The organism is Candidatus Photobacterium acropomis (assembly GCF_030685555.1).
Classification (GTDB): Bacteria; Pseudomonadota; Gammaproteobacteria; order Enterobacterales; family Vibrionaceae; genus Photobacterium; species Photobacterium lucens.
In genome coordinates this window covers 2,145,671-2,159,006 of the sequence record NZ_CP131609.1, presented here as the reverse complement: position 1 = coordinate 2,159,006, position 13,336 = coordinate 2,145,671, and the positions used below count along the sequence as shown (strand labels likewise).

At 39.0% G+C, this 13,336-nt stretch carries 12 protein-coding genes; 9 read left to right on the top strand and 3 right to left on the bottom strand.

The window, feature by feature from the left end; translation table 11 throughout:
* Nucleotides 1-9: 9 nt before the first annotated feature.
* The 4 genes from Q7657_RS16865 to Q7657_RS16850 all read left to right on the top strand — a co-directional run bounded on the left by Q7657_RS16865 (nt 10) and on the right by Q7657_RS16850 (nt 4,778).
* Nucleotides 10-1,269, top strand: a complete 1,260-nt coding sequence (locus Q7657_RS16865) for a hydroxymethylglutaryl-CoA reductase (protein WP_107166612.1) — start codon at nt 10-12, stop codon at nt 1,267-1,269.
* 40 nt (nt 1,270-1,309) lie between these two features.
* Nucleotides 1,310-1,993: a potassium channel family protein gene (locus tag Q7657_RS16860; protein WP_053989657.1), complete on the top strand. Its 684-nt coding sequence runs from the start codon at nt 1,310-1,312 to the stop codon at nt 1,991-1,993.
* A 62-nt stretch (nt 1,994-2,055) separates the two neighbouring features.
* Nucleotides 2,056-3,234: a YcjF family protein gene (locus Q7657_RS16855; RefSeq protein ID WP_107166611.1), complete on the top strand. Its 1,179-nt coding sequence runs from the start codon at nt 2,056-2,058 to the stop codon at nt 3,232-3,234.
* 2 nt (nt 3,235-3,236) lie between these two features.
* Nucleotides 3,237-4,778, top strand: coding sequence for a GTPase family protein (locus tag Q7657_RS16850; protein ID WP_107166610.1), 1,542 nt, complete (start codon nt 3,237-3,239; stop codon nt 4,776-4,778).
* Between the two features lie 76 nt (nt 4,779-4,854).
* Here Q7657_RS16850 and Q7657_RS16845 read toward each other — a convergent pair whose 3' ends face one another.
* The 3 genes from Q7657_RS16845 to Q7657_RS16835 form a co-directional block, all read right to left on the bottom strand.
* Complete coding sequence (locus tag Q7657_RS16845; protein ID WP_107166609.1) at nt 4,855-5,883, bottom strand: acyltransferase; 1,029 nt, start codon at nt 5,881-5,883, stop codon at nt 4,855-4,857.
* Between the two features lie 201 nt (nt 5,884-6,084).
* Nucleotides 6,085-6,765 carry a DUF3334 family protein gene (locus Q7657_RS16840; protein ID WP_053989661.1) on the bottom strand — a complete coding sequence of 227 codons (681 nt, stop codon included), beginning with the start codon at nt 6,763-6,765 and terminating at the stop codon, nt 6,085-6,087.
* A 179-nt stretch (nt 6,766-6,944) separates the two neighbouring features.
* Nucleotides 6,945-7,301, bottom strand: coding sequence for a glutathione S-transferase N-terminal domain-containing protein (locus tag Q7657_RS16835; protein ID WP_053989662.1), 357 nt, complete (start codon nt 7,299-7,301; stop codon nt 6,945-6,947).
* A 319-nt stretch (nt 7,302-7,620) separates the two neighbouring features.
* On the opposite strand from Q7657_RS16835, the gene Q7657_RS16830 reads away from it, so the two are divergent.
* The 5 genes from Q7657_RS16830 (at nt 7,621) to Q7657_RS16810 (ending at nt 13,205) form a co-directional block, all read left to right on the top strand.
* Nucleotides 7,621-8,592: a response regulator gene (locus Q7657_RS16830; protein WP_107166608.1), complete on the top strand. Its 972-nt coding sequence runs from the start codon at nt 7,621-7,623 to the stop codon at nt 8,590-8,592.
* Nucleotides 8,589-9,608, top strand: coding sequence for a sensor domain-containing diguanylate cyclase (locus Q7657_RS16825; protein ID WP_107166607.1), 1,020 nt, complete (start codon nt 8,589-8,591; stop codon nt 9,606-9,608). Before Q7657_RS16830 ends, Q7657_RS16825 begins: the two co-directional genes overlap by 4 nt.
* 45 nt (nt 9,609-9,653) lie before the next feature.
* Nucleotides 9,654-10,019, top strand: a complete 366-nt coding sequence (locus Q7657_RS16820; RefSeq protein WP_107166606.1) for a DUF3802 family protein — start codon at nt 9,654-9,656, stop codon at nt 10,017-10,019.
* Between the two features lie 291 nt (nt 10,020-10,310).
* Entirely contained in the window at nt 10,311-12,356 is a 2,046-nt protein-coding gene (locus Q7657_RS16815) for a methyl-accepting chemotaxis protein (RefSeq protein ID WP_107166605.1), read from the top strand.
* Between the two features lie 129 nt (nt 12,357-12,485).
* Nucleotides 12,486-13,205: a tRNA-uridine aminocarboxypropyltransferase gene (locus Q7657_RS16810; protein ID WP_053989667.1), complete on the top strand. Its 720-nt coding sequence runs from the start codon at nt 12,486-12,488 to the stop codon at nt 13,203-13,205.
* Nucleotides 13,206-13,336: the final 131 nt, after the last annotated feature.

Genomic DNA, 13,336 nt, shown 5'->3' with positions numbered 1-13,336 from the left:
ATTGTATTCATGCCTAAACTTAATTTACATCGTCAAGATTATGTGACCTCTATGTTAGGTCAGCTTTCGCCTTCAGAACTTCATCAACGTCTTGATCCTAATGATGAGCCTTTACAGAATAAGTTACCACGTAACCCTTATATCAGTGACAGAGTTATTGAGCAACGTTGGAAAGCTTTAAATAACCTAAATGCTCAAACCGTTATTTATGATCCTGAAACCCAGCAACAGCAGCAGTGCTATGAGAAAAATATTGAAAATTTCATAGGAACCGTAAAGTTGCCTGTAGGCATTGCTGGTCCTTTAAAAGTGAATGGCTTATTTGCCAGTGGTGAATACCTTGTTCCTTTGGCGACAACGGAAGCAGCATTAGTGGCCTCTTATCACCGAGGTTCATTACTGATCAGTGCAGCAGGTGGTGCGAGTGCGATTTTGCTTAATGAAGGGGTTACACGTGCACCGGGATTTGCATTTGAATCTTTAGTGCAAGCGAGTCAGTTTATTACTTGGGTCACCACCCAATACGATACATTCAAGACAATCGCTGAATCGACGACCCGTTATGGCAAGTTATCTGACATTAATTTAAGCATGGAAGGCAATCATGTGTATTTGGTGTTTGAATACTTAACGGGCGATGCATCAGGTCAAAACATGGTGACCATTTCGACCAATGCGGTTTTTGAATACATTCTTGCCAATACACCAATCAAACCAGTTGATGCTTTCTTAGACTGTAATTTATCCGGTGATAAAAAAGCGACGGCACAAACCTTACGTTCAGTACGTGGCAAGAAAGTAACCGCTGAAGTGCATTTAAGTCGTGAGCTTGTAAAGAAATATCTACACACGACGCCAGAAAAAATGGTCGATTTCGGTAAAATGACCACAGTGGGCGGCGCCCTAAGTGGTACGATTGGAGTAAATGCACACTATGCAAATGCATTAGCCGCGTTTTATATTGCTTGCGGGCAAGATGCAGCATGTGTAGCAGAATCCTCTGTTGGTATTACAAGAATGGAACTAAATCAACAAGATGGACTCTGTGTATCAGTAACATTACCGAATTTAATGGTAGGAACAGTGGGTGGTGGAACGCATCTTCCAACACAAAAAGCCTGTTTAGAACTATTAGGTTTATATGGAAGTGGTCAGTCGCAAGCGTTAGCGGAAGTGTGTGCGGCATTATGTCTAGCTGGGGAGTTGTCCATTATTGGTGCATTCTGCTCAGGGCATTTTGCTAAAGCTCATCACCGTTTAGCACGATAAAGTTTGGGCTGTTTGTTCATTGCATGGAGTAGAGAACACTGTGTTACAGAAAAAGATTGAAAAAATTAATGCGCAGAATAACTTCTTTTTTCTAACCATTGCACTCGTCAGTTTATTGATCAGTGCATCGTTAGAAAAAGCATTACCAACTGGGTTGATCCAATATGCGTTAGAGCTTTTTACTGTGATCACCTTTGTCGTTTGTTTATTAAGTTTGCGCTTTGATAAGTCATGGTTTCGATTTCTTGCCAGCCTTGGTGGTATTTGGGTGGTGGCAATGGTGGCTCGGATTTTACTGGGCATGGAAGAAATTGAAATTATTATGCTAACGTTAATGTTGGTTTTTTTCTTTGGCACGTTTAAATCCATCATGCGCCAAATCTTGTTCACAGGTTCGATCAATACTAACAAGATCATTGGTTCGATGGCGTTGTTCTTATTATTAGGTTTAATGTGGGCAATAGCCTATTTAATGTTAATCCGTTTTTTTCCTGATTCTTTCCATGGCTTAAAACCTGGGCCTTGGCATGAAAACTTCTCTGATGCGGCCTATTTTAGTTTTGTTACCTTAACCACATTGGGTTATGGCGATATTTTACCAGTGACACCATTGGCGAAAGTTTTTGCTTATTTAGAAGCGATTGTCGGCGTTTTTTATATGGCAATCGTAGTATCGAGTTTGGTGAGCTCTAGCGGCAGTAAGCATTTAGGCCGTGATGAGTAAATAACTATCGTTTTTGAAAGGCGATAGTGATTGTTTTGAAGGTTTCTGAGTATTTACAAACAATGAATCGTTTTTTCAAAAAAGTATATGAATACATTAACCCGTCGGTTAACCCAGATTTAGCGCCAGCTTTCGATGAGTGGCAAAAGCACATTCCTACCTTATGGTTATTGGGTAAAACAGGGGCGGGAAAATCCACAGTAATCCAAGCCATTACCGGTAGTAGTCAGGTTGAAATTGGTAACGGCTTTCAGCCTTGTACTCGTACCGCTTCGCTTTACCAATATCCAACTGATAATCCGCTGGTTAGCTTCCTTGATACCCGAGGTTTAGCGGAAGCGAGTTACGATCCCGCAGAAGACATTGCAATGTGTAGCGGTAAAAGCCACGCACTGATTGTGGTGATGAAAGCAGAAGAGCCAGAGCAATCATCAGTGTTAGATGCACTTAAAGCGATTAAACGTTCAGGTAAGATCAAACACCTGTTGGTTGTTCATACTGCTGTTAACAGCATTAGCGATGAGCAAGAGCGTCAACGTGCGATCACTTATAATCATCAACGTGTGATGGAAGTCTGGGGCATTAAAGAATCGACTTGGCAACAGGCAACAACGGATGATGGTCTGAACCCTTATCATCCGATCATTGTTGATTTTATTCCTGATGAACAACAGCTTATTGGTCTTGATAATTTAAATACTGTGCTTGCTGAAACCTTGCCTATGTTGAGCTTGTTATCCAATAAACAGGCGCACAGTAACCGTGAAGAGCAAAACTTTGAGCGTCTACGAAAAGAAGTGCTTTGGTATGCTGGGGCTGCAGGTGCCAGTGATGCGATCCCTGCGATTGGCTTATTCACCGTCCCTGCGATTCAAGGCAAGATGCTGCATAGCCTTGCAAATCAATATGGTGTGGAATGGAATAAGAAAGATTATGCCGAATTTATCAGTATGTTAGGTTCTGGTTTCTTACTCCAATACATATCAAAACTCAGTGTGAATCAACTGGTGAAGTTTATTCCTGCTTATGGGCAAACCGTAGGCAGTGCGACGGCTGCAGCAATGAGCTTTTCTTCTTCTTATGCGATAGGTCGAGCTGCTGCAATGTATTTGTATCATCGCAGTAAAGGTGAAACCGTATCTAAAGAGCTACTGAAAACAACTTATCAGCAAGCCTTTAAATCTGTGAAAAAAGTGGCAGAGCAGCAAGTCAGTCAGAACAAAACGGATAAGAAAGGATAAGCATGAAACGAGTAAGTAAAAGTTATCAGTTAGCCAATCAATTGTCTGATGGATTTGTGCCGCTATTAGCGGTAGCGATTTTATTGCCTGTTTTGGTGTTGTCTGGTTTTGGTATTGTTGCCTTAATTAATAACGGCCAATGGTTATTGTTCTTTGGCTTAATTGCTATTTCTTGTTTATTGGTGTTTGTCCCTTATTGGATCATTCGCCGTAAAAAAGTAGTGAGTCAGGCAGTAAATGACGATCTTGCACCGCTAGATGTTACTGGCAATCCGCAGTGGGGAGAGTTTGAGAATCAAGTATGGGATGAAATGACCCATTTGATCCAACAGCAACTTACCGATGCACCTGAGTGGGAAGCCTTGCAAGCCCATTCCTATGTGCTGGTGGCGGAAGTGGCAGATCGCTTTAATCAAGGACGTTCTTCCCAGCGTTTATCATTTACTGCTCCTGAGTTTTTACTCATGGTTGAAGAGGTAAGCCGACGTTACCGTCACTTCTTGCAAGAGCACGTGCCATTTGCGGAAAAAATTACGTTAAAGAGTTTAAAGCAGGGTTATCAGCTCAAAGATAAAGTGGGTTACGCAAAATCGGCTTACGATATTTATCGTCTGTTTCGTATTGCGACCCCTACAGGTTGGCTGGCAGAAGCCCGAGGTTTAGTGCTTGGCAAATTGTTTGATGATGTCAGCTTAGAAGTGCAAAAAAAGCTAAAAACCACGTTGTTACAAGAAGTGGCTTCGGTTGCCATTGATTTATATAGCGGCCACTTCAAGTTAGATGATGCATCAGTGCCGCACAGTAAAATGTTTGATGAAGATCAGCAGTCGGAAGCCATTGCAGTGGAGCCATTGCGTATTGCGGTTGTGGGTCAGGTGAGTGCAGGTAAATCTTCGGTTGTGAATGGTCTATTAGGGGAAATGTCAGCAGAGATCAGCGCATTACCATCTACAGATAAAGCCACAACGTATAAATGCGAAGTAGAAGGTACGGATGTCATTAATCTAATTGATTTACCGGGCATTGATGGCTCTGAAAGCGTTAATAAGATGCTGCTAACACAGATCACCCAAAGTGATGTGGTGCTGTGGGTATTAAAGGCTAATCAGTCATCTCGCCAAGCGGATCTTCACCTTAAGCAAATGGTTGATGATTTCTATGCTCAGGCGAAAAATCAAAACCGTAAAGCCCCTAAGATCATCATGTTGGTCAATCAAGTAGATAAACTAAAACCGGTTGAAGAGTGGTTACCGCCGTATGATTTAACTGATATTCAAACGGAGAAAGCAAAAATTATTTTTGACGCTGTTGAATACAATAAATCATTGATGAAAACAGAGCGTGTGATACCGCTATCAGTGAGTCAAGATAGGCTAAATTACAATCTTGATGTACTTCAAGACAATATCCAACAAATGTATCAAGATGGTATTAATACTCAGCTCAATCGTCGTCGGGTTGAAGGCGATAGCATTGATTATGGTGAGCAAGCCAAGCGTTTATATCGTTTAGGAAAGTTAGTGTTTGATGCTGCTGTGAGCTAAAAAAAGTAATTTTTTAAATAATAACAAGCCCTCCTAGCGTGGTAATGACACGTACTAAGAGGGCTTTTTTTGTTAGTTATCGTACAAGTAACTTACCGAAAGGCAATTTACGTAATGCTTTAACAATCAATAGTGAGATGATAAAAGCAAAGGGTACGGCTAATAAGCTAGAGATTAATGGACTAATTTCCAGCATGAAAACAAGGTTAAAGAAGTAAATAACAACAATGAAGTGACAGAGGTACACACCGAGCATGTCATTACTCATGGTTGAGGCTTTAAGCTTTTCACCAAAATTTGGTTTTCCTTGCAAGAATAAGAAGATACCAATAGCCCAAATCGGCGTGCCGAATAAGAAATCATGGTAGAAGGCACCGTTGGCGAAGAAGTACAGGTAATTTGCTTCTAGCAAGAATAGGACAAACCCCGTTATCGCAATTAATAGCGATTGCTTAGATGCCAAACACAGTTTACGACGATGGATTTCATAGCCTAACGCAACCAATAAAGTACTAAAGAAAGGACCATTACGAGTAAAGATAGGTGCTTGCATATCAGTCAGTGGCACGTAGCTGCCAGCGGCACAGCCATAAACAAATAGTACTAATGCAATAGGTAATAGCAGATTATCCAATTTGAAGCTGTTTAATAGTGTGATAATACCAATGGCACAGACTAATGCAGGGATATACCATAGATGAACGAAGCCACCTTCAAATAGGCTATTAATTGGATTTACCATTAAGGTATTCCAATAATTCGTACGTTCTACCCAGTAGCCTTCATTCAATAGTGTTGTAATGTTAAATGGCACAACAAGAAAGATCAGGCTCCAACCAAACCACATTTGTAATAATGGTTTAGTGTAATGCCAAAAGACTTCTTCTTTTGAATCGCTAGTAAGCAGTTTAGGAAAATAAAAGTAGCCAGCCATGATAAAGAAAAGAGGTACGGCAAAACGACTGGCTTGATTGAGGATCATACCAATCAATGGCTCACCGAAGATCAGCGGGCTCTTCATAAATATTTGGCTATGCAAAGCAATGATTGCAAATAGGGCAATCAAACGACCAGATTCAAAGCTAATTATGCGCTTTTTTGACATGGGAATATCTCATCAAAACATTACGCGGAGAAGGTAAACGCTGTAGTGTATTTTGTAAATTATATAAATATCAAAACAGGCGTTTGACGCAGGAAAAACTTCATAACTGTGAAATTGCTCTCACATCAATATTTAATACAAAAAAATGGCGAAATATGAGATGAATATTTCGCCATGATAGAGAGTTTTAATGAAGGGAGGTTAAAGACCTAATTCATCTAGTAAGTCTTGATCTGTTTGGCTAATAGCGTTGTTCTGCTTCTCAACTTGTTGGTAACGTGCTAATTGGGCTGATTCGAAAATGCTGTCAGTATCTTCTGTGTCTTGCTCAAACTCTTCAAGCTGAATGAACTCAGTTTTATCCATGGCAAGTTCTAAGTAGAAAATGTTGTTTTTCTCGGTGGTGAAGCTTACGCGTCTTGCTTGAGGACGATCGAGGTTGGTATCAACCGATAATAGGATCTGCTTATTTAACGCCAACATTTTAGGCTGGTTTTGAGTGATGGAAACTTTTAACTCACGACCAATTTTCCCTGTGAAATCACCGACCACCTGATTCATCAGCTCACCAAGAATATTCGCCACTTCATCAGACGTGTGATGCAAGGCAAGTTCATCTTGTGGGATCCCCATGCGCAGCATGTATTCTTGATAAAGCTCCATTGCCGCTTGGCTAGTAAAGTTGGTGACGACTAAGCCTGTGAAGCCGCCATCGAATAAGACAAAACAACCAATATCGGGTTTTAGACTGGTCTTATTGATCTTCTGTACCATTGCGGAGTAAGAGACTGTGGTATCTGTTGCTTTAGACATCACTTCTGATAGTGATTGGCACAGTTTCAATAGAATATCGTCAGTAGTGATGGTTTTTAACTTTCTCATTGTACATCCTGTTGTATCAAGAATATTGAAGGCAAGCAGCCAAACAGTTGCTTCAAGTAAGGCGAGATAGGCCGATAAAATGATAAATATGCAGAATTATCGGCACAAAAAGAGATAACTTTAGCCTTTGTTATTGAAAGATTTTCAATAAGAGAGCGAGGTAGGTTAGTTGTTAATAATTAACTAAAGCGTTGTTGAAGATAGGCGATGATGTCGTTAGATTCATACATCCACTCAACACCGTCTTCTTTCTCAATGCGTAGGCAAGGTACTTTACGCTTACCGCCTTGCTCGATAAGTTCTTGCTCCCACGGTGCTACTTTTGCATCACGGGTTTCAAGTGGAAGGCTGAGTCTTTTTGCTTCTCGACGTACTTTTACACAAAAGGGACAAGCATCAAATTGGTAAAGTTTTAGTTTTGCAACTGACTCATTTACAGCTTGCTGCTGTTCAGGCGTACGTTTAACACCTCGTGGTGAGAAAATGAAGTTCAGACCTAAAATGATGCGGCCTAGGATCCAGCGAATAACCTTCATAGATAGCAAACCTTACTTATAAAAATAATGATGAAAAATCTTTGTTATATATCCCCAATAGGGTTTATAGAATACCCTGAAATTAACAATATTTATAGTCATTGGTTATATGAAGATAAGATTTTAACCATAATATAAATAAGGTTTTAGATATGAAGAAGATAGCTTAAGTCACGTCTTGCTATGTAATATTTGGAAGCGAGGTCAAAAACCGGATCCATATCACTTATCAATTAAATTTCACCGTTAATGCATAGATATTTGGTCTTATATCTCTATGATATTATTGAGAACAACATAAGGATTATGACTCATTATCATGGCTAAAAATATTTTAATTTGTGACGATTCACCGCTTGTCCATAAAACAATGACACGATTATTGGATGGCAGCTATGACGTTAATTTATTTTATGCAGAAAATGGTAATGAAGGTCTCGATAAAATCGCTAAAAATAATATTGATATTGTATTTTTAGATTTAACTATGCCTATTATGGATGGCTTTGAAGTTTTAAAACGTTTACCGTCTTTAGGGTATAAACCTACGATTGTTATTATTTCCGCAGATGTTCAAAAAGAAGCAGCAAGACGTTGTTTAATGCTCGGTGCAGATCAGTTTTTATCAAAACCATTTGAGAAGAAAAAGTTTACGCAATTATTATCTAATCTCAATGTTACTCGGTTAGAAAAAAATATATTTGACGTGAGCAAAGGTTTACCCGTTGATTATATTGCAGGCTTTAGAGAAATCGCCAATATTTCATTAGGGCGAGGCGCTGCAATTATATCTGATCACTTGGGTGAATTTATTAAAATGCCATTGCCATGTGTTGCCACTATGAGCTGCAGTGATCTCGCTATGACTATTGCTGATATCCGCAGTGATCATCACTCCATTGCTATTGCTCAACGTTTTGTAGGCGGGGGGATTCATGGCGAAGCTCTTGTTGACTTGCGAGGTGATGACATTATCGTGTTTGGTGAAAAACTTGGCTTTAGCCAAACAAATGATGATAAAGATGAAGTTGTTATAGATATCGCTAACATTATGGTTTCTTCATTTTTAGTGGCTTTATCTGAACAAATCAGTATTCCTTTTTCAGTACGTCAACCGATTCTTTTAGAAGAGTACATGAATTGGAATCATAAAGAATACCAAGCGGATGATTATTTTACGGTTGAATATACATATAAAGCAGAAACACTCGATCTTGAGTGTGAAGTATTATTTATGATGGATAGTCAATCAACGGGCATAATTCACCAGATCATGGATACATTAAATTGACGGATATTTCATTAGCTGATTTTCATTTAACCATGCAAGTACTCGATCATTTAGATGCGGGTATTGTTATATTGGATAAAAATTACAATGTATATGCGTGGAATACATTCATGCAAGCCTATAGTGGTATATCTAGTGAACAAATAATGGGGAAATCATTATTTGATGTTGTACCGCACTTACCAGAAAAGTGGCTAAAGAATAAAATTGCATCTACATTCAAGTTACGTATGCGATCATTTTCTGCTTGGGAAGATCGACCTTGGATTTTTAAATTTACCAATTTTAGCCCAATTTCTGGTGGCTCCGATTATATGTTTCAAAACATGACGTTGACACCACTAAAATCGTTAACTGGCGAATATACTCACATTTGCTTAACTGTGACAGATGTTACCGATATTGCGAAAAATAAGAATCATCTGCGTGAATCGAATGCTCAGTTAACCCACTTAAGTATTACAGATAGATTGACGCAGTTACATAACCGTGGGCACTGGGAAAATTGTTTAAATGATGAATTTGAGCATTTTCAGCAGTTGTCTCAGCCGATAACCTTGGTGATGTTTGATATCGACCACTTTAAAAAGGTTAATGATACTTACGGTCACGTTGCTGGTGATGGGGTGATCAAAAACATTGCCAGTATTGTACGCAGTGCTAAACGTCAAAGTGATATCGCAGGACGTTATGGTGGGGAAGAGTTTGGTGTGATTTTACCCGGTACGACAGCAGATATGACAAGTTACTTCACTGAGCGGTTGCGTAAGAAAGTCGAGAAATCGAGTGTAAAAATAGACGGTACCGAAATCAAGGTAACGATCAGTCTTGGTATTTGTGAATTACATTCAGGCATTAGTAGCTATGAATCTTGGTTAGAGCAAACTGATGCGGCGTTATATGAATCAAAGAAAAATGGTCGAAATCAAACGACAGTGGCCAAGCCCGATGGTAGCTTTACACCTTTAGTTTCTACGGGGAGTAGAGAAAAACAACGTGATAGAAAAGTTTGTTAATAGCAAAAATAATAGTAGAGTATTCACTGTTTCAGATATTAACTAATGGAAAATATTGTGGAAAATTTTGTCGCACACACAGAAGGCTATGAAGCTCTAATTGAATACCTTGCGTCAAACCTAATACTATTTGAAGGTGCTTCAGCTCAAGATCAAGGAATAACGGTAGAGGAAGTCGTTATGGATTTAATTGCTACTCAATTAATGGCTGTATTTTCTCAAAATCCTGATATTGAACAAGACACTCGTTTTCAATTAATGCAGGAAGCGGATTCTGTGATGGCAGATCTTCATCAAGTATTAGAAGGTGTATGGCTGCGTGAACCGACAAACGAACAAATCAATTTTCTCGAAGATTTCATTAGTTTAGTGAAAAACTTATTTGATAGTGCTATTGCAAGGTTATCCTAATTGAGCATATCTAAAGGAATAGTTTAGTTATTTCTAAAGTATTCCTATTTCCTCATGTTACGTTGTTGTGTTAGACGTATTCTTGTTTTATTGCTTATATACCGTAACTGAATCATATCTTATTTAATCCTTATAAATCATGCTGTTAATATTTTTCTTATTGAAATATTAATTTAATATTTAGTTATTACCTTAATACTCAATAGAGAGTATTAATAATAACAACAGTATAGTAATTGGGTATTATATGTATTGCTGTTCTCTCTTATAAAATAGTTAGAGGGCAGATCAGTGACGCAGAAATACAGTACAAAAAAATTATCGATTGTTTTAAGAATTCAAATTGTTTTAGCCGTATTGGTGACGATTGGCATCATATTATCGGTATTCGGTAATAATGGTTTGAAAAACCTGACGCGAGAATTTGAAGTTTTAAGTCAACAAGCCGTACCTGTTTCTCTTAAAAATACCACTATTGTAACGAGCGCATTAGAAGTTGAGCAAAGTTTGAGTGATATGCTGATGAGTTACGATGAAGCATCACTTAATCAAACATTCCAATTGTCTCAAAATATGCTGGCACAAGGTGTAAGTGCCGGAAAAGAGCTCAAAGAACTGTCTTCAAAATACCATATTAACTGGTTAAATAACTATGCCGACAAATACTTATCGGAAGTTGATGTTATTAATCAGTTGGCATTTGAAATTTACTCCATTCAAAAACAAATTATTCAAAATAACCTTAAATTATCGTCTGAACGTTCAACAATGAACTATGCGGTGTCAGCAGTACGCTCTGAAATGAGTCGCGTTGGGATCACTCTCTATGCCGGTAATGATGATTACGCCATGAGTAATGTGACAAACTTTCTTAACCATGCCGTAGAGCTTGGCGGCAATTTAATGTTGTTAGTAACAGAGCCGGATCAAATAAAAGCGAAAGCGATCGCCAAAGATCTGAAACGTACTAATCTGGCTGGAATGAATTATGCGTGGGATGAGCTGGTACGTTCTAATGCTGCAATAAATGATTTTTCAAGCTTAACGGTACCATTTGAAATGGTGAAAAAGCTATTTGCTAAACAAGGATTTATCGAGCGTTATTTGAATGTTTTGCGATTAAATCAAGAGCAGAAGAGCAAATATACGGAAATTAAGCAGCAAACAGAGCAAATCATGACGCTATTGAGCGTGATCACTCAGCAGTCACATCAGCTGATTGAAAATGGTGAAAATGATTTTATGTATGCTAGCGATGATGCTCGCCATGTGTTTCTTGTCTTTAGCATTGTTGGATTGATGGTCTCCATTTTAGCTGGATTGTGGATCAGTCGTGTTGTGAAGAAATCCATTGATCATATCAGTGATGTTGTTAATAAGATCAGTGATGGTGATTTAACCGTACAGGCCAATACTAATGGGGCAAGTGAGTTTGCTCAGTTAGGACAAGTTTTAAATGATCTATGCGAACATGATAGAGAATCTTTACAGCAGTTGATCACTAATAGTGATGAATTAAATCGTGCAGCAGAGCTAAGTATGCGTGCATCGACGACCTCTCGTATTGCATTACAAAATCAAAGTGAAGAATTAGCGATTGTGACTACCTCGATGACGGAGCTAGAAGCGTCTATTCGTGAAATATCCAAAAGTAGTTCAGATTCAGAAAAACAGGCTCAGAAAGCACAACAATTAGCATTTAATGGCGTAGGGATCATTGAGTGTAGTACGCAAGGATTACTAGCTTTAGAAGGGCAGTTTGCGATTAATGAAAAGCGCATGCAGCAGTTGGATAATTATGTGAAAGAAATTACAGAGGTGGTTGAGTTAATCAGTTCCATTGCTAACAATACTAATTTATTGGCGTTAAATGCGGCAATTGAAGCAGCTAGAGCGGGTGAGCAAGGGCGAGGTTTTGCGGTTGTGGCGGATGAAGTCAGACAATTAGCCAGCGAAACCAGTCAGCAAACTGAATCTATTCGTAACACTATCAGTGCATTACATAAAGCGGCAGATGATGTGAACGATGCTATGTTGATCAGCCGTAAAGAAATGATGTCATCGATTGAACGTAGTAGCGATGTTCAAAAAGCAATTAATTTAATTAATAGTACAATTTCAGAAATAAACCAGCAAATGGTCACAATTGCTGTTGCCACACAACAACAAGAGCGTGCATCTCAGCATGTCGCTCAGAACTTAGAGCAAGTTGCCAATCGTGCACAACAGAATAACCATCAGTTAGATACTTTAGTGGATGAGGCTGAGCGCGTCGCGGTGATCGCCCAGCAACAGCAAGGAATGCTAAGTCGTTATCACTTGGTAGTAGAAAACTGAACAAGTGTAGTATCGGCTGTTATTTGAGCAAGAAAAGAGAGTAATAGATAAGGTTTGCGTTAATTTTTGTAAGTTAGCCATGCTATTGGGTAGAATGCGACGGTTTTTTCTGTCTCAGGTTCATTCTTCATGCGCATACATGCTGTACATACGTTATATGAGGAACGTTTAGCACGTTCAACTCGTCCTTTTCTTGCTCGTGGCTGTAAAGTTGAGCGTTGTCGACAATGTATGTTGCGCACGCACCTTTGTATCTGTTCACATCGCCCGTTAGCCAAATCCAATGCGGCTTTCTTACTGGTTATGTTTGATGATGAAATCTTAAAGCCAAGTAATACGGGACGATTAATTGCCGATCTATTTGAAGATACTTTTGCTTATATTTGGTCTCGCACTGAGCCTAACCAAGACATGTTAGCATTATTACAAGATCCGCAATGGCAACCTTATGTCGTTTTCCCTGCTGAATATGCTGAGCCTGAACGTGTTGCTGAGCGTGTTGAGCTTGCTGAAGGTAAACGCCCATTATTTATTATGTTAGATGGCAGTTGGGCGGAAGCGAAAAAGATGTTCCGTAAGAGCCCATACCTGAATCAATTCCCTGTACTGTCTATCAACCCTGATAAACCATCGCGTTACAAAGTGCGTGAAGCATCAAAAGAAAATCAATTAGGTACAGCAGAAGTTGCTGCTCGTATTATTGATTTGTTTGGTGAGCATGATAACGCCGAGATGTTGGATCTCTGGTTTGATGTTTTCCGTGAAAATTACATTACCGGAAAAATGAACCGTATGTTGCCAGACGATTCATCACTTAAAGCCTTACAAACATTTATGGATGCGCATTAATTTGTGACCTTGTCACATTAATCATTGGGGCTAATGACACAGAGTGCTAGCGATGTGTAATTTTGCTCAACTTTTTTCATTAAACGAGAGCTTTGCACATCGATATAAGGCTAAATTTGTCCTTAGTCACA

Coding starts and splice junctions, on each gene's coding strand:
- Q7657_RS16855 (WP_107166611.1), top strand. CDS start 2,056: ATGAATCGTTTTTTCAAAAAAGTATATGAATACATTAACCCGTCGGTT.
- Q7657_RS16830 (WP_107166608.1), top strand. CDS start 7,621: ATGGCTAAAAATATTTTAATTTGTGACGATTCACCGCTTGTCCATAAA.
- Q7657_RS16840 (WP_053989661.1), bottom strand. CDS start 6,765: ATGAGAAAGTTAAAAACCATCACTACTGACGATATTCTATTGAAACTG.
- Q7657_RS16835 (WP_053989662.1), bottom strand. CDS start 7,301: ATGAAGGTTATTCGCTGGATCCTAGGCCGCATCATTTTAGGTCTGAAC.
- Q7657_RS16845 (WP_107166609.1), bottom strand. CDS start 5,883: ATGTCAAAAAAGCGCATAATTAGCTTTGAATCTGGTCGTTTGATTGCC.
- Q7657_RS16820 (WP_107166606.1), top strand. CDS start 9,654: ATGGAAAATATTGTGGAAAATTTTGTCGCACACACAGAAGGCTATGAA.
- Q7657_RS16850 (WP_107166610.1), top strand. CDS start 3,237: ATGAAACGAGTAAGTAAAAGTTATCAGTTAGCCAATCAATTGTCTGAT.
- Q7657_RS16865 (WP_107166612.1), top strand. CDS start 10: ATGCCTAAACTTAATTTACATCGTCAAGATTATGTGACCTCTATGTTA.
- Q7657_RS16810 (WP_053989667.1), top strand. CDS start 12,486: ATGCGCATACATGCTGTACATACGTTATATGAGGAACGTTTAGCACGT.